The 20,649-nt window shown below is 60.9% G+C and carries 19 protein-coding genes; 4 read left to right on the forward strand and 15 right to left on the reverse strand.

Going from position 1 to position 20,649, the window contains the following annotated elements; translation table 11 throughout:
- Positions 1–39 precede the first annotated feature (39 nt).
- The 7 genes from PQR42_RS06620 to PQR42_RS06645 form a co-directional block, all read right to left on the reverse strand.
- Positions 40–1,758, reverse strand: a complete 1,719-nt coding sequence (locus tag PQR42_RS06620) for an alpha/beta fold hydrolase (protein ID WP_408383429.1) — start codon at positions 1,756–1,758, stop codon at positions 40–42.
- Between the two features lie 47 nt (positions 1,759–1,805).
- On the reverse strand, positions 1,806–2,270 hold the full coding sequence (locus PQR42_RS06625) for a MaoC family dehydratase (protein ID WP_408383427.1): 465 nt from the start codon (positions 2,268–2,270) through the stop codon (positions 1,806–1,808).
- A gap of 22 nt (positions 2,271–2,292) precedes the next feature.
- Positions 2,293–3,936, reverse strand: coding sequence for a fatty acid--CoA ligase (locus PQR42_RS06630; protein WP_408383425.1), 1,644 nt, complete (start codon positions 3,934–3,936; stop codon positions 2,293–2,295).
- 165 nt (positions 3,937–4,101) lie between these two features.
- Complete coding sequence (locus PQR42_RS06635; protein WP_408383423.1) at positions 4,102–5,286, reverse strand: porin; 1,185 nt, start codon at positions 5,284–5,286, stop codon at positions 4,102–4,104.
- 103 nt (positions 5,287–5,389) lie between these two features.
- Positions 5,390–5,569: an AMP-binding enzyme gene (locus PQR42_RS45850; protein ID WP_507028577.1), complete on the reverse strand. Its 180-nt coding sequence runs from the start codon at positions 5,567–5,569 to the stop codon at positions 5,390–5,392.
- Positions 5,496–7,223 (reverse strand): long-chain-fatty-acid--CoA ligase, encoded by a 1,728-nt coding sequence (locus PQR42_RS06640; RefSeq protein ID WP_507028578.1) that lies wholly within the window; start codon positions 7,221–7,223, stop codon positions 5,496–5,498. The genes PQR42_RS45850 and PQR42_RS06640 overlap by 74 nt, the downstream gene beginning before the upstream one ends.
- A 17-nt stretch (positions 7,224–7,240) precedes the next feature.
- Positions 7,241–9,370, reverse strand: a complete 2,130-nt coding sequence (locus PQR42_RS06645) for an alpha/beta hydrolase fold domain-containing protein (protein ID WP_408383421.1) — start codon at positions 9,368–9,370, stop codon at positions 7,241–7,243.
- A 117-nt stretch (positions 9,371–9,487) separates the two neighbouring features.
- Between PQR42_RS06645 and PQR42_RS06650 the strand changes: the two genes are divergently transcribed.
- Positions 9,488–10,135, forward strand: a complete 648-nt coding sequence (locus tag PQR42_RS06650; protein WP_408383419.1) for a TetR/AcrR family transcriptional regulator — start codon at positions 9,488–9,490, stop codon at positions 10,133–10,135.
- Positions 10,136–10,245: 110 nt separating this feature from the next.
- Here PQR42_RS06650 and PQR42_RS06655 read toward each other — a convergent pair whose 3' ends face one another.
- From PQR42_RS06655 to PQR42_RS06680, 6 genes are all read right to left on the reverse strand, one after another.
- Entirely contained in the window at positions 10,246–11,490 is a 1,245-nt protein-coding gene (locus PQR42_RS06655) for an acyl-CoA dehydrogenase family protein (RefSeq protein WP_408204625.1), read from the reverse strand.
- 68 nt (positions 11,491–11,558) lie between these two features.
- Complete coding sequence (locus PQR42_RS06660) at positions 11,559–12,323, reverse strand: SDR family oxidoreductase (RefSeq protein ID WP_408383418.1); 765 nt, start codon at positions 12,321–12,323, stop codon at positions 11,559–11,561.
- A 47-nt stretch (positions 12,324–12,370) separates the two neighbouring features.
- A complete protein-coding gene (locus PQR42_RS06665) occupies positions 12,371–13,387 on the reverse strand; it encodes a phosphotransferase (RefSeq protein WP_408383416.1) in 1,017 nt (338 codons plus the stop codon).
- A gap of 25 nt (positions 13,388–13,412) precedes the next feature.
- A complete protein-coding gene (locus PQR42_RS06670; protein ID WP_408383414.1) occupies positions 13,413–14,087 on the reverse strand; it encodes a histidine phosphatase family protein in 675 nt (224 codons plus the stop codon).
- Positions 14,088–14,223: 136 nt separating this feature from the next.
- Positions 14,224–15,126, reverse strand: coding sequence for a LysR family transcriptional regulator (locus tag PQR42_RS06675; protein ID WP_408493612.1), 903 nt, complete (start codon positions 15,124–15,126; stop codon positions 14,224–14,226).
- A gap of 78 nt (positions 15,127–15,204) precedes the next feature.
- Positions 15,205–15,834, reverse strand: coding sequence for a TetR/AcrR family transcriptional regulator (locus tag PQR42_RS06680; RefSeq protein WP_408221998.1), 630 nt, complete (start codon positions 15,832–15,834; stop codon positions 15,205–15,207).
- Between the two features lie 154 nt (positions 15,835–15,988).
- Here PQR42_RS06680 and PQR42_RS06685 point away from each other — a divergent pair, with 154 nt between their 5' ends.
- From PQR42_RS06685 to PQR42_RS06695, 3 genes are all read left to right on the forward strand, one after another.
- On the forward strand, positions 15,989–17,110 hold the full coding sequence (locus PQR42_RS06685; RefSeq protein WP_408383412.1) for an alkene reductase: 1,122 nt from the start codon (positions 15,989–15,991) through the stop codon (positions 17,108–17,110).
- A 37-nt stretch (positions 17,111–17,147) separates the two neighbouring features.
- Entirely contained in the window at positions 17,148–17,549 is a 402-nt protein-coding gene (locus PQR42_RS06690; protein WP_408383410.1) for a nuclear transport factor 2 family protein, read from the forward strand.
- 190 nt (positions 17,550–17,739) lie between these two features.
- On the forward strand, positions 17,740–18,414 hold the full coding sequence (locus PQR42_RS06695; protein ID WP_408383408.1) for a peroxiredoxin-like family protein: 675 nt from the start codon (positions 17,740–17,742) through the stop codon (positions 18,412–18,414).
- Positions 18,415–18,483: 69 nt separating this feature from the next.
- Here the strand turns inward: PQR42_RS06695 and PQR42_RS06700 are convergent, their stop codons facing one another.
- Entirely contained in the window at positions 18,484–19,383 is a 900-nt protein-coding gene (locus tag PQR42_RS06700) for a LysR family transcriptional regulator (RefSeq protein WP_408383406.1), read from the reverse strand.
- 107 nt (positions 19,384–19,490) lie between these two features.
- Entirely contained in the window at positions 19,491–20,606 is a 1,116-nt protein-coding gene (locus PQR42_RS06705) for an alkene reductase (protein WP_408383405.1), read from the reverse strand.
- Between the last annotated feature and the right edge of the window lie 43 nt (positions 20,607–20,649).

Consider the following 20,649-nt stretch of genomic DNA (forward strand, 5'->3'; position numbering starts at 1 on the left):
AGGAAAAGGCTGGCCATCACCCGGCCACAAGGATGTGCATCATGCTTCCATCACATAGGTGCCCGGCGCCTTGACGCCAGCCGGGTGCCGCTCGTTGCCGGGCGCGGCCGGCGCCGCGCGCCGCTCGCCGGACCGCTCGCGCAGCCAGTCCGTCCAATTGCCCCACCACGAATCTTTCTGCGCCTGCGCGCCGGCCAGCCATGCGTCGGCATGCGCCGGCAAGCCGGCATTGACGAAGAACTTCGCCTTCGGATTGCCGGGCGGGTTGATCAGACTCTGGATGTGCCCGCTCGAACTCAGCACGAACCGCGTGTCGCCGCCGAATGTCCGCGCCGTGTTGTACACGCCCTTCCACGGCGTGATGTGATCCGTCATGCCCGCCACCACGTACTTGTCGCACGTGACGCCGGACAGGTCGATCGGCGTGCCCAGCACCGACAGCGCACGCGGCTTGCTGAACAGGTTGCCCACGAAGATGTCGAGCAGCTGGCCATGCATCCGCGCGGGCAGCCGGGTCGCGTCGTTGTTCCAGTAGAGGATGTCGAACGCGGGCGGCGTCTTGCCCAGCAGATAGTTGTTCACCCAGTAGTTCCACACCAGATCGTTGGGCCGCATCCAGGCGAACACGCGCCCCATCTCCTCGCCGGCGAGCACACCCTTCGACAGGCTGTTCTGTTTCGCCGCCGCAATGGCTTCGGGCGTGGCGAAGAGGCCGAGCTGCGAGTCCGCCTTGTTGTCCAGCACGGCGACCATCAGCGTCGCGGCGTTGACGGTCGTTTCGCCGCGGGCCGCGAGGTGACCGAGCAGCGCGGAGATCGTCATCGCACCGGAACACGCGCCGTGCAGATTCACATCGTCGCTGCCGGTGATGTCGCGCACCGCCGCGATCGCTTCGAGGAGCGCGCCGACGTACGTGTCGAGATCCCAGTGGCTCTGGGCCGCGGTCGGATTGCGCCAACTCACGACGAACACCTGAAACTCGCTCTTGACGAGGTAGTCCACGATGCTCTTGCCTTCGGACAGGTCGAACACATAAAACTTGTTGATCTGCGGCGGCACGATCAATTGCGGGCGGGTATAGACCTGCGCGGTCGCCGGCGCATACTGGATCAGCTCGAGTACCTCGTTGCGAAACACCACCGCTCCCGGCGTCGTGCCGAGATTCTTGCCCACCTCGAACGCGGACTTGTCGACTTGCGCGGGCATGCCCTGGTTCTGCAGCAAGTCCGTCATGAGGTTCTTCATGCCGCCAATGAGGCTCGCGCCGCCCGAATCGACGATCTTCTTCAACGCCTCAGGATTGCCGAACAGCGAGTTCGTCGGCGACAGCGCCTCGGTGAACAGCGACATCACGAACTGCGCGCGCTCCTTCGATTTCGGATCCAGCGCGGAGCGCTCGACAAATCCGGCGAGCGCGTTGCGCCACGCAAGGTAGCTCTCCAGCGTAACGCGGTAGAGCGAGTTGTCGCGCCAGGCAGGGTCGGCAAACCGCCTGTCGGGCTTCGACGGCGGCGCTTCCGCGCCATCACGGGCACCGCCGTAGAGCACGGCGATCAGTTCGCGCACCAGCGCCGCTTCCTGCTCGAGGACCAGGCCGGGTTGCCGCAGCGCCTGGGTGCCGATCTGCTGCGCGGCCGCCAGAATGTCGCACGGGCGCAGCCCGACAAACGGGTTGGGGCCCAGCATGCCTTCGGCGGCCGATGCCGCGAGATCGTCCGTCTGATCGTTTCGCGACGCGTTGTCAGTTGTCTCCGCCATCTTGATGCTCCTCGAACGACGCTTTGTTTTGTCACCAGTAGTAGAGGTCATGCCACCAACATCGCCAGTGACTCGGCGATCAGTGCCGGCTTGTCCTCGCCTTCGATCTGCAACTCGTTCATCGTCTTCACGATGATCCGGCCGCCGCCTTTCGCCTCCACGGACATGACGGTCACGCGGTTGCGCACCCGCGCGCCGGCCTTGACCGGTGTCATGAAACGCACCTTGTCCAGCCCGTAGTTGAGGCCGGCCGACGCGTCCTCGGGAATGAGGCCGATCTCGATGGCCAGCGCGGCAAGCAGCGAGAGCGTCAGATAGCCGTGGGCGATCGTGCCGCCGAACGGGCTTTCGCGCTTCGCGCGTTCCACGTCCACGTGGATCCACTGCTTGTCGCCCGTGCATTGCGCGAACGCGTCGATGCGTGCCTGATCGACCGTGACCCAGTCCGACACGCCCAGCTCGCGGCCAACGAAGTCGTCGATCGTCGCGATGCGATATTTACTGATGCTCATCGTGCATGCTCCTAGTGACCGGTTACGCGAACTGCTCGCGCAGCCACTTCTTGTTCATCTTGCCGACGCTCGTCTTCTCCAGCGCATCGATGAATTTGACGAGCTGCGGCACCGCGTACTTCGAGATTTGTCCGGTATGGCTGAACTTGAGAACGTGCTGCTTGATGTCGTCCTCGGTGACCGCGGCGCCCGCCTTGAGCACCACCAGCGCCACGGGCCTTTCGCCCCACTTCTCGTCCTTGATCCCGATCACCGCGACTTCCGAGACACCCGGGTGCAGCGAGATCAGGCTTTCTATCTCGAGCGACGAGACCCACTCGCCGCCGGACTTGATCACGTCCTTGATGCGGTCGGTGATCTGCAGATTGCCGGTCGCGTCGATGTTCGCGATGTCCTGCGTGTGCAGGTAGCCGCCCGCCCAGAGCTGTGCCGACGCTTCCGGGTTGTCGAAGTATCCCTGGGTCAGCCACGGGGCACGCACGACAACTTCGCCATAGGCCTTGCCGTCGTGCGCGACATCGTTCAGCGCGTCGTCGACGATACGCAGATCGACGAGCGGAACCGGCAGACCGGTCTTGCAGCGCAGGCGCACTTGTTCTTCGGTGTCGAGCTGTTCATAGCCCGGCGGAAGCTGCGCGAGACTCAGCACGGGACAGGTTTCGGACATGCCATAGCCGGTAAACACGTCAATGCCACGTTCGACTGCGGCATGGGCGATGCCGTGCGGCAGCGCGCCTCCGCCGATCACGATCTTCCAGTTGCTGAAATCCGTGGACTGCGCGTCCGGGCAGTTCAGCACCATGTGGAGGATCGTGCTCACGCAATGCGAGAACGTGACGCCTTCGTCGCGCACCAGTTTCACCAGCCGCTCGGGCACATAGCGGCCCGGATAGACCTGCTTCACGCCCAGCACCGTCGCGATGTACGGCATGCCCCATGCGTGTACGTGAAACATCGGCGTCAGCGGCATATAGACGTCGCCGCGATGAAAACGCTGCCCCGACACCGGGCTCCCGAGCGCCGCCATCAGCGTGATGGTGTGCAAGACTAGTTGACGATGCGAGAAGTACACGCCCTTGGGCAGGCCGGTCGTGCCCGTCGTATAGAACGTGGTGGCCCGGGTGTTTTCGTCGAAGTCTGGAAAGTCGTAGTGGGTTGCACTCGCCGCCAGCATCGCTTCGTATTCCGTCGCGAACGGAATGGTGTGCGCGCATGCCTCGCTGTCCGGCTCGTCGATCCATATGAATTTGCGCACCGTTTCGAGCTGATCTTTGATCGCTTCGACGACGGGTAGAAAATCGGTGTGAACGAACAGCACTTCCGCGCGCGCGTGATTGATCGTGTAGACGATCTCCGCCGGCGACAGCCGCACGTTGACCGTCTGCAACACGGCCCCCATCATCGGCACGGCGAAGTAGCTCTCGAGATAGCGATGACTGTCCCAGTCCATCACCGCGACCGTGCTGCCGTGGCGTACGCCCAGCCCGGCGAGACCGTTGGCGAGCCGCGCGATCCGTTCCTGCAGCTGGCTGTAGGTCATCCGCAGCTGGTTGCGGTAGACGATTTCCTGATTCGGTGCCTGAGCGAATGGCGTGTGCAGCAAATGCTTGATCAACAATGGATAGGCATAGGCGGATGGCGCCGCGCTCTGTACGGTGTCCTGCATCTGTGTCTCCTCGCATCTATGAATGGATGGCGGGCTGGCACCGGACCGTCGTTGCGTTTCGCATACGGTGGCGTCCCCGAGTAGTGCCATGATCGCGGCGATCGGACATGCGGGACCATCCCCTGAACGGGGGAGAGCGATGGGGTGCTGGCTGCCGGCGGCAGCCTAGAACATATGCCGCAACCCAGCCATGACGCCGAGTTGAGTCGTACCGTATGCGGAACTCAGGGCATTGACTCCCTGGAACTGGGCTCCGACCAGTCCGCCCCGGTACAGCGAATAGTCGACTTCGAGATACGCATCCGTGCGTTTCGACCAGTTATGGTCCGCAAGCAGTTGGAACTGCGTTGCGTTGCCATCGGCTGACTGTTTTTTCCCGCTCTGGATCGTCCGCCACACATTGGCAGAAAGATGAGTCGCATCGCCCACTGCCTGCGTCACTCCGCCGAAAAACATTTGCCGCGAACTGAATGTATTGAATTTAATTGCGGTCAATTCCGGCGCGCTGAATGGGCCGTTAGGGAAGTTGCCGACAAAGCCGGCATCCTGTCGATTCACGGCCCAGCCGGCAATGAACGTCGTACTGTCGAATGTATAGGAGCCGCCGGCGGTCCAGGATTTCAAGTGCGCGGAACTGTTCACCGCATCGCGTGAGTCCAGGTATGCGGCGCCGAGGCGCAACGGCGCACCGGGCAAATAGAGGACCGATGCCCCAAGTTGGCTGCCCGCGCCGAATGCGCCGGCGTTGCCGCCAAACGCGTAAGACACCTCGGCCGTGAGGTATTGCCATCGCGCCGCGTATTTGACCATGTTGCTTGTCCATACGCCCTGAGCCATCATGACTTCCGGCCGGAACTGGTAGAAGGTCGGCAGCCATGGATTGGTCACGAAGGCACTCAGAACGGCGTCAGAAAGTGGATTGAGTTGACGCCCCATCGTCAACTTTCCGAAGGTGGTCGATTGCAGACCAACGAGAGCCGTATTGAAGAAAGGATAGGCCGGGTCAGTGATCCCCGAGTTCAGAAAAAAGCGATCCTCGAGTTGGAACAGGACCTTCGTGCCGCCGCCAATGTCTTCGGCGCCCTTGAGTCCGAAGTGGCTCTCGCTCTCGCCGCCAGCGAGTTGAGTTCTGGAATCGCCGGAAGGATTCGCGTGCGTCGTATAGCGAATCCCGGCATCCACGAGTCCATAGAGGATCACCGACGACTGCGCGGTCACTGAGACGGAGTACAGGGTCGCAGTGGATAGCACGCTGACGAACAGTCCTGCTTTACCCGAACAGAGGACTTTCAATGTGCGCGAACCGCTGCTCCGGACGACCCTGCAGAATAATCTCCCAACCGTCCTCATATGCAAGCTCCAGTTTTATGTTTAAGTTGCACTACGAACTATTTAGATCATGCTCACCTGTTGTAGCGACAGACGGCAGATCAGTTGACCTGCCGCCTTCGGATCAAGCGTTTCGACACAGTCTTTCAGCTTCTTGCAACAGTCTCCACTGGATTTTCCCGCTCGCTGTACGGGGCAAGCTGTCGGCAAACTGAACGACGCGCGGCACCTTATAGGACGCCATGTGCTCGCGCGCCCAAGACACAATGTCTTCTTCCGTCGCATGGACGCCGTTCCGAAGCACGATGACGGCCTTTACCGACTCGCCTCGACGCGGATCGTGAGTCGCGATAAACACATGCCTCCTGGACGGCGGGATGCTCGAATAGCATCGACTCGACTTCAGCCGGCCATACCTTGTAGCCGGATGCGTTGATCATGCGTTTCAGCCGATCGACGACGAAGAAATAGCCGTCGTGGTCCACATAGCCGAGGTCGCCTGTCCGCATATACCGCTTGCCATCGATCGAAGCGAATGCATCTCGTGTGGCTTCCGGAGAATGCCAATACCCGTCGAACACTTGAGGTCCGCTCACGAGAATTTCCCCCGTTTCTCCTTCGGCAAGAGGTTCCAGGGTCTCTGGATCGACAACGAGTGAATATGTGCTGAAGATCGGCACGCCCATGCACTGCTGCTTGCTGTGCTGCGGCGGATTGATGTGGGTCGCCGCCATCGTTTCGGTGAGGCCATACCCTTCTACGTACGGAATGCCCCAGCGCTCCTGAATCTGTTGCGCAACAGCCTGTGGCATCGCGGCGCCGCCCCCGCTCAGGTATGTAATTGAACTCAGATCGAACTTGCCGACGTCCGCAAAGTTCAGCAGGTCGATGAGCATGGTGGGAACGGTTACCCACGCACTCACCCGGTGGCGTTCGATCAGATGTGCGGCACATGCCGAGTCCCAGCGGGTCATGATCACCATGGTCGCGCCGATGTAGATCGGCATATTCATGCAGTTCTGCATGCCGGTGACATGGAACAATGGCACGGAGCACAGCGTCACGCTCTCGTTCGGCAGGTTCGGCCATTCACCGCACGAGACGGTTGAATGCATCACGCTACGATGTGTATGGACACATCCTTTTGGACGCCCGGTCGTGCCGGACGTGTACGGAATAACCGCCAGATCGTCGGGCCCGGATTTGTGGTCGCGCGGAACGCACGCACGAGCAAGCGCGTCATTCCAGCCGATCGCGGCAGCAGGACCGTCGATAGCTAGGGTATGAAGCCGCGGCTCAACCGAAGTCAGAACGTCGGGCAGCGGCAAATCGGTCCGGTCGCGCAGGTAGTCTGCATAGCGTACAGAGATAACATGGTCCACGTAGCGGCCTGCGAGCGCCCGCACATGCTCCATGAGTTCTTCGCCGACAAAGGCGACTCTTGCGCCGCTATCCTCGAAAATGTGTTGCAGCTCCGAAGTCCGGTTCATTGGATTGACAGGCACGACTACCGCATCGGCGCGCAGGGCCGCATAGAAGGCAATGACGAACTGCGGACTGTTCTGCATATACAGGACAACGCGGTCGCCTCGGGCGATGCCGCAGTGTTGCTGCAGGAATCCGGCCATGATTTCCACTTCATGCCGCAATTGCCTGTAGCTCACGGAATTACCGTAATAAGCGATGGCGGCCTTCTCCGGATGGCGGTTCGCGGAGACTTCGAGATTCGTGTACAGCGATGTCCGCGGCGCGGATAAATGGCGCGGCTCGCCGACCGGCCGATGCGTTGATGTTGCCGTCATGTCTACTCCGAGCGTGAGACGAAATGCAGTGGTATGGCGTGACGCGTTGACGCTGTTTGCTTCCGTCACGGGCCAATCGCCCGTGACGGCACGCAGGATCGACCTACGCCAAAGACGTTTTCGCAAGTTGCCGCGTTCAGGCATGGTGCCGAGCACCAGGCGTTTGCAACTCGTTACGCCTGAAGCAGTCGGCGACTCCACTGGCCTATCGCTTCGAGCGTTTCGGCGGTTTCCGGCAGGAATGGGAAGAGCGTGAAGACGTGAACCGAATCGGCCACCATCTTCAACGTCACATTCGCCCCGGCAGCCTTGGCCCGCTCCGCAAAACGAGTCGTGTCGCTTTCCAGTACCTCTCCTTCCACGGCAGAAATAAACACCGGCGGCAGGTCTGCCAGGTCCGCGAACAGCGGCGAGACCATCGGATCTGTCGGCTCGTGGCCCTGGAAGTAGGACGCGACAAGGTTGGAAAGCGTCTCGCGATTCGCGGCCGGGTCGTCGCCCGAATTCGCCATGACGGAGGGGCCGCCAAGCGTGAGGTCTGTGAGCGGGCAGATTGCGATGACGCCGCCCGGCAACGGCAGGCCCGCGCGACGTAACGCGGCAGCCAGAGCCAGGGCCAGGCCGCCCCCGGACGATTCGCCGCTCAGGAACACCGTCGACGGATCGACGCCCGAAGCGAGCAAGCCGCGATAGGCACTGAATGCGTCGTCGAATGCGGCCGGATAGGGATGCTCGGGGGCGAGACGATAGTCGACCGTGTAGCACGGACCGTTCAGCGCGCGCGAAAGACGGCTCGCGTATTCCACCGAGCTCTTCGCCGAACCGAGTACATAGCCACCGCCGTGGAAGTGCAATACGGTGGCTTTTTGCCCTGCGCCCGCGGCGACCACCCGTAACGAACTCACGCCGTGAAGATCGACTTCCGTCACGTCTGTGTTTGCGGGCGCGGGGAACTGCTCCAGAAGGAACCGTTCGTAGGCCGCACGTTGCCCGAGGTCGCCACGAGCGATGTCATCTGGCGCGAACATGCCCTTCCAAAAATCGAAAGCGCGCTGACTCTCGGGCCGCTGCATCCGCTTTCCTTCGCGCGCCGCGCTCAAGCCCACGACCTCGCCCGGCGGCAGCCTGGCGGCCTTGAGGATGTCGTGCCCCCATGCGAACGACCACGAAGCTTCTGCCAGCGGATCGATACGCGAGAGTCCCTTCAGGCGTCCGTTACGTTGACGCACACGCGCCTCGTCAGGCTCGTGCGCCCAGTCGACGACAAATCGCGCTCCAGCCTGAATCCGCGTGGTGCGCGGCTGACGACGCCGTTCGTATTCCAGAAGCGCGTCCTGAATGCCAGCCGGTCCATGCTTGTTGAGACAGCTGGCGAGGACCCAGGCGTCTTCGATCGCCTGGCAGGCGCCTTGTGCAAGGTAGGGCACCATTGCATGCGCGGCGTCGCCGAGCAGGGCGATCCGTCCGGTACTCCAGTGTTCGATTGGATCCCGGTGGTACATCCCGGTGATGAATGCCGAATCGACGGCTTCCAGCATTGCCTGGACGGTCGGCTCGGAACCCTCGAACGAGCGCCGCAGTTGCGCGACGTCCCCCGACTGCGTCCACGACTCGCGACTCACTTCTGTCGCCGGTACCGATGCAAGAATGCTGTAGAGGTCCTTACGAACCCAGTACGAAACGATATTTCGGCCAACACCGAACCAGTTGTTCCCCGCCACCGGCAGCTTCAGCCCTGTGAGCCGGTTTGCGGGGATCAGCGAGCGCCACATCAGAATGTTGGCGAACTGCTTCTCTTCGGGTCCCCGAAGGGCCGTTCGAACGGCCGAGTGAATGCCATCCGCGCCGATCACGGCATCGCCGCGAATCACTTCGCCGGTTTGCAGTGTGACGTAAGCGCCGTCTTCGTCCTGCGAAACCAACGCACATTCTGCCCCCAGCCGGACCACATGCGGCGGCAACGCCTTCGCGAGCAAATCGACCAGATCGGCGCGGTGAACGTTGTAGAGCAACGCGCCGTAACGCGCCTCGGCTTCCTTGCCGAGCGGTGCGACGTATAGCAAACGCCCCGTCGACAACTCGAGGTAGTCAAAGCGCTCCGGCACGGTCGCAATGCTCGCCAGCGCCGGTCCAAGCCCCAGTTCACGGAGTACGATCGTGCCGTTCGCAGCGATCTGGACGCCCGCCCCCACCTCGGTCAACTGCGGCGCACGCTCCAGTACAATCGGCTCGATGCCATGGCGCAGCAGCGCCAGGGCGGTGGTGAGCCCACCAATGCCTCCTCCAACAATGACTATTTTCATGCTAAGTTTCTCCAACTGGGTTAGTTAACTCAGTTTAGTTAATTAACTCGAAACGGTAAAGTAATGGTTACATCAGGGAAAACCCTTCGATCGGATGGGGCTGAGACCCGAACTCGCTTGAAAGAGGAAGCGCAGCGACTGTTCGCGCTGCGTGGATTGGACGGCGTGTCCGTGCAGGACATCATTTCCGCCGCGGGACAGCGTAATAGCGCGTCGTTGCGCTATTACTTTGGGAACAAACTTGAACTGGCACGCGAACTGGTCGTCGACGGCGCGCAGCTCATCGACGAAGACCGTCAGGCGCGGCTCGACAGATTGGAGGCAGAGGGGGAAATCACCGTGCGAGCGGTTTTGGGCGCGCTGATCTTTCCGATGCTTGATTTGGCGGATCGCACGGGTCAGGCGACCTACATTCGCATGATCGCCAACTTGCAGCTGAACAACCGCGCGTTCTTGCGCGAGGCGTTAGAAAACAAGTGGAATCTGGGCTATCAGCGTTGCAACGCGCAGCTCCGAGACCTGCTTCCGGATGTTCCGCCGGCAATACTCGATCACAGACTGTCGCTCGTCGGCATCTATGGCAATGCAGCGCTGGCGGCGTGGGAAGCGAGTCGGGACAGTGGCGAGTCGGGACGGCTTTGGTCGCCCGCATACGCTGTGTCCAGCTTGATGGATACCTTTGAAAACGTACTCGCCACCGAGCCGTCAGAAGAGACGCGGTCCCTGCTGAGTGGGTCGGAGGACGGCGGCCAGTCGTCGCGCTAACACACTGGCGACCGCGTTGGCGTATTCATTACTCGAAGCGTCACGTGCGCGACGACTGGGGCGACGTTGCGTCGCCCGCAGAGGATGTCCGAAACGGCCCGGCCTATGCCCTACACTGGCGTCATCAGGTAGGGATTGACGCTTCCCGGATCGTATCGCTGGGCCTTGATTTCCATGCGAGCGATGCTCTGCAGGTGAACCTCATCCGGGCCATCAGCAAAGCGCAATGCACGCCCCCAAGTCCAGCTATCCGCCAGCGGCGTGTCGGGACTCAGCCCCATCGCGCCGAATACCTGCATCGCCCGGTCGCAAACGGCGGTATGCACGCTCGGTACGAGCGCCTTGATCATCGCGATTTCCTTGCGTGCTTCCTTCGCGCCCACGTTATCGATCATCCACGCAGCCTTCAGAACCAGCAGCCTCGCCTGATCGATTTCGATTCGCGACTTCGCGATCCATTCGGCGACCGTACCTTGCTCATGCAGCATCTTGCCAAATGCCGTGCGCGCCTGGGCCCGTTCCACCATCAATTCGAGCGCCAGTTCAGCGGCGCCGATCGAACGCATGCAGTGGTGAATCCGTCCCGGTCCAAGGCGCGCCTGGGCGAGCGCAAAGCCGCTCCCCTCTTCGCCGAGTAGATTCGACCGAGGTACGCGCACACCTTTGAACTCGATCTCGCAGTGGCCTTCCGGCGCCACGTGATTGACTACCGTGATATTGCGGATCATCTTGACGCCCGGCGTATCGCGAGGCACGAGAATCATGCTTTGCTGACGGTGGGCCGGTGCATCAGGGTCCGTTTTTCCCATCACGATGAAGAGCTTGCAATTCGGGTGCGCCGCGTTCGTGATGAACCACTTTCGGCCATCGATGACATAGTCGTCTCCATCACGACGAATCGACGTGGTGATATTGGTCGCGTCAGAGGAAGCCACTGCCGGCTCCGTCATTGCAAACGCCGAGCGGATCTTGCCGTCGAGCAGAGGTTTGAGCCACTCTTCGCGCTGAGCCGGTGTGGCAAACATATGGAGCAGTTCCATATTGCCCGTGTCCGGAGCATTGCAGTTGAATACCTCGGACGCCCACGGCACGCGGCCCATGATCTCAGCCAACGGGGCGTACTCGAGATTGGTCAGCCGGGTGCCTGGCTCGTCATCCCGCAGATGCGGAAGGAAAAGATTCCAGAGACCCTCCGCACGCGCCTGCTCCTTCAAGCTTTCCATGAAGGAGACGGGATATTGCCCCGCGCTCACTTCTTCGTGCCATTGCCGGATGCGTGGAACGATATGTGTGTCCATGAACGCGCGCACCTGCGCGCGCAGCGCTTCAATTTTCGGGGTATAGGCAAAGTCCATTTCTAATCTTCCTGATTCCTGGTAAATGTCGTCGATGCATCGTCCAATACCGCGCATCGACCTGGTCACTAAATCGTCAGTCCACCGTCGACGACAATGCACTCCCCATTGGTATAGCTCGCGGCATCGGAGACCAGATAAAGCACGGTACCCGCCATCTCGCGAGGTTCCGCGTGACGGCGCAGCGGAATTTTGGACATCCAGCTTTCATACGTGGCCTGATCGTCGAACAGCGCCCCGGCAAATCGGGTCTTGGTCAAGCCTGGGAGCAGCGCATTCACCCGAATCCCCAATGGCCCACACTCTTTCGCGAACGCCCGCGTCATGTTGACGACGGCGGCTTTCGTGATCGAGTAGATCCCTTGCTTGTCGCCTGGCTGTAACGCATTGACGGAAGCCGTGTTGACAATCGCGCCGCCGCCGTTTTCCCGCATCAACTTGCCGGCCTCCACGGACATGAAGAAGTAACCGCGCAAGTTGACTTCCACGGTCTTTTCGAACGACGCCAGATCGGTATCGAGAATGTGGCCGAAATAGGGATTCGTCGCCGCGTTGTTGACCAGGATATCCAGACGACCATGCCGCGCACGAATATGCTCGAAGATCGCGAGAATGTCCTCGACACGGCCAACGTGGCAGGGTTTTGCCTCTGCGCTCCCGCCTGCATTCTTGATCTCGTTCGCCACCGCCTCGCAATCTTCGAGCTTGCGGCTCGACACGATGACGTGGGCGCCTTGCTCGGCGAGCAACCTGGCAATCTCTTCCCCGATACCTCGGCTGGCGCCAGTCACCAGTGCAATCTTTCCTTTCAGACTAAATAAATTAGTAGTCACAATCTGCCTCCATGTGTTTTTTCAGGTTTCCAGTCTTCCGGCTGCCGTCAGATCAGGGCAACGCCCATCTTTGCAAGCGCCCCTGCCATCTCCCCGACCTGGCGCGCCTTGTCATTCGACGCATTGCCGCCCAAAGCCCGCTTCTTAACGCCCTGCGCGATGGCGGCAAGCCGGAAGAAGCTGAACGCAAGATAGAAGTTCCAGTTCTCAATCGACGCAATGCCCCGCAGCCTGCAATACTGTTCGATGATCACTGCCTCATCCGGCACGCCCAACTCTGCTCGGTTCAACCCTTCAAGCCCGGCGATATGACCGTTGGGAGGCAGTCGCAAGCACATGCAAAAGTACACGAGGTCGGCCAAAGGATTCCCGAGCGTGGAGAGCTCCCAGTCGAGAACCGCGCGAACCTGCGACGAACCGCGCGTGAAAATCAGGTTGTCGATACGGAAATCGCCGTGCACGAGCGAAGGCTTGCCGGCTTCGGCCGGGCAGTGCGCGGGCAGCCACTCGATCAGTGCCTCGATCGAATCCAGCGCGTCGGTCTGCGCTGCGCGATACTGTTTGGTCCATACGTCGATCTGGCGCGCGAAATAATTTCCGGGGCGGCCGTAGTCGGCTAAACCAACCGCCTCGACATCCACGTCATGAAGGGCCGCCATCGTCCCGAGTAGAGCATCGTAGATGGCGCCGCGCTCTCCGACGGCCACTTCCGGCAATGCCGGATTCCAGAAGATGTGGCCGTCCTCGAAGCTCATGACATAAAACATACTGCCGATGACGTCACGATCCTCGCAAAGATGAAATGCGCGCGCGACAGGGACCGGCGTTTGACCGAGCGCGGTTAGCACGCGGAATTCACGGTCCACCGCATGCGCGGACTTGAGCAGCGTTCCGGGCGGCTGACGCCGCAAGACATAGCTGCCGCTCTGCGCTTTCAGGAGAAAAGTGGGATTGGATTGTCCGCCAACAAATTTCTCGACGGACAACGGCCCCTGAAACCCGGGCACGTGCGCCGTCAAATAACGCGTGAGTTTTTCGATGTCGAATTGAAGGCCAGTATTCATAGCGTTGCGGGAGTCCCGATTCAAATCAACCGTAGGTGACGAATTCGCGCCTCTCGATAGGGTCGAGATGAGGCAGTGAGTTGAAGCTGACTAACGACATTGCAGTGTCGTTAAAGACATATTGGCAAACGCTGCTATTTCGAATCTGCAGGTTGAGCGCAATGGCGGCCGCCGCCGGCGCCTGCAGAATTTGCTGGGCAAAGACGGCAATCGGGCCACCAGAACTCACCACCAGAACCCGCCTGCCACCCGCATGCTGGATGGCGAGACGTGCGCGCTCAACGCGCGCCTGGAACTGTTGCCACGTTTCGGGAGCTCGCCCGGGCAGGAGATCGTCGGACCAAAGTTGCAGGACCTTCTTGAGCCGCTTGTAGAAGTTCTTCTTCGAACTTTCGGCAGAAGTGTCCGGCGGAAACTCGTCTTCGCCAAGAGCTGCAAACAAGCCCTGGAAATCGTATTCGTTCAAACCTGAGTCTTGCAGGACCTCGACTTGCACACCTCGCATCGCTGCGAGAATTGCGTCAGCGGTTTGCTCATGCCGTCGCATCGTGCCGATGACAACCCGATCGAACTCCAATTCGCTGTGCGCGAAGTACTCGCCGAGCCAGCGTGATTGCGTATAACCGGAAGGTGATAGCTCGTCATAGTTGTCTGCGCCGAACGACGCCTGACCATGCCGTACAAGGTAGAGTTCCGCCATGCCATCCTCGTCTAAACATGACTAGAACAATACCGAGCCCCGCCTCATTCAGGAAATTTATTGTTGTGATAGCTGGCAATAACTTTTCGTGACACCTGATGTCGATGCTTCGATAGCCTCGACTCGGGTCGTCCGACTATGATTGGTTCGCTTCCCGCATGAGAACGCCGATCTGCTCGCGTAGCCAACGATGCGCCGGATCTCCCATGACGCTTCGGTGCCAGTAGCAATGCGACTCGAGATTGGGGAGATCGAACGGCAGCTCGAGGATGCGTGCGTCATAACGCTGAAGGAGCGTAAGAGGTGCCGTAAGGACGAGATCGGTCCGCATCGCGATCAACGGCGCGACCAGATAGTGCTGCACCCGGGTCTGGATCGTGCGCCTGAGACCCAGCTTGTTGAGTTCCGCGTCGACGAGACCGGGCCCCTGCCGGCGGCTGGACACGTGGATGTGACCGAACCCGAGGTAGTCATCGATGGTTAGCTTCTTCTTCGAAAACGGGTGGTCCCGACGCAGCATGCATGCATACCGGTCCCGGCTCAACGGCTCCTGTTCGAGGTAGGGGTCGTCAATCAGAGGCGCATCGATCGCGAGATTGACCGCACCGCTCGCCAATGCTTCAGGCACATCCCTGCGCGTCGTGAAATAGCTCTCGATGCGTATGCCGGGTGCGAGGCGCTGCAGAACTTCCTCCAGCGCAGGGAGCAGCAACGCCTCGGTCAGGTCGTTCATGCTCAGCCGGAATGTCCGTTCCGACGACGCCGGATCGAATAACTCGCCGGCATTGGTACTCGAATCGAGCAGCAGCAGTGCCTCGCGCACGCGCCCAATGATGTTTTCGGAAACCGGAGTCGGCACCATGCCGGCCGACGTGCTCACGAAGAGTTGATCATCGAACGCCTTGCGCACGCGCGCCAATGCATTGCTGACAGCAGGCTGCGTGATGAATAGCATCTCCGCTGCGCGCGTCAGGTTGCGCGTTTTATAGACTGCTTCGAAAACAACAAACAGATTTAGATCAATCTTTGATAGACGCATTGTCGGTTTCCCTGACGCCACCTGGCGTGGTAGCCCCTCTTTCGCACGCGAATACACCGTTGAAACGTGGCCAGAAAGTCAGCGTTTGCCCTGCCCCTCTTCCAGCGCGAATTTGCTGAGCAGCATCTGACGGTTCGCGTTCAGTATTTCCTCTCCGAGTTGGGGATTGGCGTCGGCTACCGCCCGCGACAGGATGAGCGCACCGACCATCTCGCTGTAGAACGCGATTGCCTCCCTGCGCGCTTCGCCCGTATCTCCGCTTTCGTCGCGCTGTTCCGCGACAAGCGCTGTCAATGTTTCAAGCATCGTTTGCAAGCCGCTTGCAAAGTGCGACTGTGCCTCATGCCCAAGCCGGCGCACGTCCGCGGTGAGGCCGGCTATCGCGCAACCCTGCTCGATATCGCTGCAATGCGTCCCGGACAGGTAAAAGTCCACCTGCCGCTTCAGGCGATTCCCGCCCGGCTCGAGCGGCGCGGCAATGGCTTCTGTCAGGTCGCGGTTGGACTTGTCCATCGCAGTCGCCACGACTTCAGCGGCCAGCGCCTCCTTCGATTCGAAGTGGTTGTAGAACCCGCCCTGAGTAAAGCCCGCGGCCTTCATCAGCGCGCTCAGGCCCACACCATCGATTCCATGCGCACGGAACAACTTCTCCGAAGCCGCAATGATGGTCTTCCGGTTCTCCACCGCCTGCTGTTTTGAAACGCCCATCGCTCAATGCTCCCACGCCCGTTGTCAGCTCGATTATAACCGTCTTCGAAAAATACAATGGTGATCGACATTGACTTTTCAGAATCGCTCCATCAAACTCGATGTCAATCACCATTGTGCTGGGTGAATCCCTCAAACGTCGTAGGAAATGTCCATGAACATCGAAAGCAACCAGCCCCTGCTCAAGTCGATTCGGCTGGGGGACCTCGATCTGCCCAACCGCATCGTCATGGCGCCGCTGACGCGCATGCGCGCGGCGAATCCCGAGCTTGTCCCGCCGGCCTTGCACGCCGAGTACTATGCGCAGCGCGCCTCGGCGGGGCTGATTGTCAGCGAAGGCGTTTTTGTGAGCCCCGAGGCAGTTGGCTGGGCAGACGTGCCCGGACTCTGGAGCGAAGCCCAAGTGCGCGGCTGGAGCATGGTGACGGACGCCGTGCACCGCGCGGGCGGGCGGATCGTCGCGCAACTCTGGCATACCGGTTCGTTGGGGCATCCGGATTTCCACGCCGGCAAGGCGCCGCGCTCCGCGTCAGCGGTCAATCCAGAGCAGCAGAGCGTAACCGCGGCCGGCCGCAAGGACACCGTGGTCCCGCGTGCCATGGAGAAGGACGAGATCCGTCGCACGGTCGCCGACTTCGGCCGGGCCGCTCGCAACGCGATCGCCGCCGGCTTTGACGGCGTGCAGATTCAGGGCGGCTATCACTACCTATTCAATCAGTTCCTCAACGTTCGCACCAATTTGCGTACGGACGCATACGGTGGTTCGACGCGGAACCGGGCGCGCTTTCTGTTCGAGGTCGTGGAAACCGTGGTCGAGGCAGTCGGGGCGCAGCGCACCGGCATCAAGACGGGACCTGCGACGTCGGAGACGGGCGCATTCGTTTCCAATGACGAAACGCTTGCCACTTCCGAATATGTGATCGGCCGGCTCAACGAATTCGATCTCTCTCATCTGCTGCTGATGGGCGCAATGGCCGACCTGTCGGCGACACCGCTGGCCAAGCTGGGCGGAGACGGCATGTTCCGCCACTTCCGCGAGCTCTACCGCGGCAAGATCATCGCCAACGTCGATATGGATCGTGCGCGCGGCAATCGGCTGATCGAAGCAGGGCTCGCCGATATGGTCGCCTTTGGCCGGCCGTTCATTGCCAATCCGGATCTGCCGGCACGGTTCGCCGTCGATGCGCCGCTTGCCGAAGTCGACTGGCCGAAGGTCTACGGCGCGACAGCCGAGGGCTACACCGACTATCCGTCCTTTCAGGCCGTCGCGGCATGACGCGCCGCCACGCCACCCACCTATCAGGAGAACCATCATGACTACCACGACCGAAGCAGCCAACAAGGCCTTTGTACTCGAAGCGTTCGACACGCTTTTCAACCAACGCGACTACGCCGCAGCCGAGCGTTTCTGGTCGCCCGACTATATCCAGCACAGTGCGCATATCGCACCGGGGCGCGACGGTCTGTTCAACCTGATCAAGACCCTGCCGCCGACCTTGCGATACGAACCCGGCGTGATCGTGGCGGATGGCGACTACGTGATCGTGCATGGGCGCTTTTCAGGTCATGGGCGTCCCGCCGCATGGATCGCCGCCGATATCCTGCGCTTTGCGAACGGCGTGCTCGCCGAGCATTGGGACGTGCTGCAGGACGAGGCAACCGAGGCCGAATCGAATAGCGGCCTGCCCATGTTCGGGAATAGTTTTCCGCGCTGACCCGGCCGTTATTTGCATCCGAGCCATCATTTCGGCCTGCGTAGCAAGGTACCGCCCCCCGGTCCTCCATGCCTCGCCGGAATGATTGTTATGCGGCCGACCTGTCTTCTTCATTCGTTTGCATTGACCGACTATCTCTCCACCGCAACACAACTTCAACACATCACCCTGTCTGAAGAAGGAGATTGTCATGTCACTTCAAGCGAAACTCGACGCATTCAAAGCGGATTTCAAAGGCGGTAAAGCACCGTACTTCGCACCGCCTGAAATCCATCCGGTCATGGAACGCGCTACCGCCGAACTCGTCGCGTCCGGTCAAGCCGAACGCGCACTCAAAGCGGGCGACGCAGCGCCGGAATTTATCCTCAACGACCCGGACGGAAAACCCGTCTCGTCTGCCGAACTGCTGAAGCGCGGACCGCTCGTGATCAGCTTTTATCGTGGCGTGTGGTGCCCGTATTGCAATCTTGAACTGATGGCTCTCGAGGAAGCGCTGCCGTCGTTCAAGGCCGAAGGTGCCAGCCTCGTCGCGATCTCGCCGCAGAATGCCGTGAATAGCCGCAAGTCGGTCCGCACCAACAAGCTGAACTTCCCGATCCTCAGCGATACGCACAACGATGTGGCGGCGGCGTTCGGCATCCGCTTTGCCTTGCCCGACTATCTGGTCGAGTTGTACAAGAACCTCAAGAACGACCTGCCGGCATTCAACGGCGACAATAGCTGGACTCTGCCGATGCCCGCGCGTTACGTGGTCGGGCAAGACGGCACGATCCTGTATGCCGAAGTGAATCCGGACTACACCCACCGGCCAGAGCCGCAGGACATGTTGCCCGTTCTTCGCCGGAAGACGGCCTCGGCTTCGTAAGCCGGACCTGCTTCGCTCCCGGTACTTCACGTGCCGGGAGCGAGCGCATCAAAGATCATCCGCGTTCAGTCAGGCCATCGAATCCGATGCGCCGAATATCTCCTCGACCCACGCGACAAAAGCACGCGCCTTTGCCGTCACCATCCGCCCACTCGGAAACACGGCCCAAAGGTCGATGCTGGGCAATTCCCAATCGGCAAGCACCTGTTTTACCGCGCCGCTTGCGATTTCGGATGCGAACATCCACTCGGACGCGATCGCGACGCCCATATCGGCCAGCACCGCTGCGCGCACGCCCTCCGCCGCGTTCACACGAATGCGCCCCGCGACCGCAACGGACGTCTCCGTATTGCCCCGCTTGAAGGACCACGCGCTTCCACCGCCGCCCTGCTCGTACACGATCGCCTGATGCGAAACCAGATCGGCAGGCGTGCGCGGTTCGCCAGCTTTCGCGAACCACGCCGGCGAGCCGACGACACAACGCCTGCCACGGGTGAGCCTGCGCGCCGTCATGGCCGAGTCGCCCAGCACACCCATTCGCAACGCGACATCGACGCCGTGTTCCAGCAGATCGATGTTCTCATCATCGAGGATGATGTCGATGTTCAGATCAGGATGTCGCTCGAGAAAGGACGGCAGTCGCGGGATGATATGAAGCCGTGCAAAAGTCACTGCCGCTGACACCCTGAGACGGCCCGAGAGTGCGCCCGCCGAGCCCCGTGCCGCCAGTTCTGCTTCGTCCGCTTCTTCGATCGCTCGTTTCGCGCGCTCGTAAAAAACCTGACCCGCCTCGGTCGGCGTCAGCCCGCGGGTAGAGCGCAGAAGCAATCGGACCGCAAGCCGCTCTTCGAGTTGTGCAATCGACTTTGAAACCGCTGGCTGCCCTACATCGAGCAGGCGGGCTGCGGCCGAGAAAGAACCCGACTCGATCACGCATACAAACGTTTCCATCGCTGTCAGTCGGTCCACTTGCTTCTCTCCGGGAACGAATCATCGTGGTTCGCGTGTCGCATGCTGGGGGACGGCCGTCGGTTCAACGGCCAGCGCCTTGAAGCAGCGTCGATGGATGCCCGTGTTCAGGCCGTGGCCGCTGCGCTGTGCGTACTGTAGTCGATGTAGCCACGCCCATCGCCGCCATAAAACGTGGAACGGTCGTAAGCATTGAGAGGCGCACCCGTACGCAAACGCTCCGGCAGGTCCGGATTGGAGACGAACATCCGGCCGAAGGCGACCAGATCGGCGTCGCCCGTATGAAGAATCTGCTCGGCGCTTTCAGCATTGAATCCGCCGGCGGCCACAATCGTGCCAGTGAACAGCCGGCCCAGATCCTTCGATGAGACAGCGGACTCGCTCGCCTCGGTATCTTCATTGCCGCGAATGCGCGGCTCGATCACGTGCAGGTAAGCGAGGTCGTAGCTGTTGAGCCGGCTCGCCACATAGCCGAAGGTCGCGTGCGGATCGCTATCGGACATGGTCCCGTACGCACCGCTTGGCGATAGACGTGCGGCAACGCGCCCCGCACCCCACACCGATACGACCGCCTCCACGACCTCGAACAGAAAACGCGCTCGATTCTCAATCGAGCCGCCGTAAGCGTCCGTCCGATGGTTCGAACCATCCAGCAGGAATTGATCGATCAGATAGCCGTTCGCCGCATGCAGTTCGACGCCGTCGAAACCGGCTTCCTTCGCACGCGCAGCGCCCTGTCGAAACTGCTCGACGACGTCTGCAATCTCGTGCGTGTCCAGCGCTCGCGGAACGAGTTGCTCGACTTCGACGATATTGCCCTGTTCGTCGCGGATTGCAGCATGTTCATATGCACGAATCGCCGACGGCGCGATGGGCGCCTGTCCGTTCGTGTTGGCGGGATGCGCCTGCCGGCCGGCATGCCATAGCTGCAGAAAGATGCGGGCGCCCTTGGCGTGCACCGCATGGGTGACGCGCTTCCAGCCGTCGACCTGCGCCTGCGTGTAAATGCCGGGAGCGTCGACATACGCGATGCCCAGCGGCGAGACAGCGGTCGCGTCGGTGATCAGCAAACCGCCATCGGATGCGCGCTGCGAATAGTACTCGACCATCAGATCGCCGGGAACGTTGCCCGCTTCAGTGCGCATGCGCGTCAGCGGCGCCAGTACGACGCGGTGTTTCAGTTCGAACGGGCCAACGGAGATGGGTGAAAAGAGTTGGTTCATTGCTTCATCCTTGGGATATCCAGATTGGGACGGAGGAATGATC

This window comes from Paraburkholderia sediminicola (assembly GCF_046027355.1).
GTDB classification, from domain to species: domain Bacteria; phylum Pseudomonadota; class Gammaproteobacteria; order Burkholderiales; family Burkholderiaceae; genus Paraburkholderia; species Paraburkholderia sediminicola_B.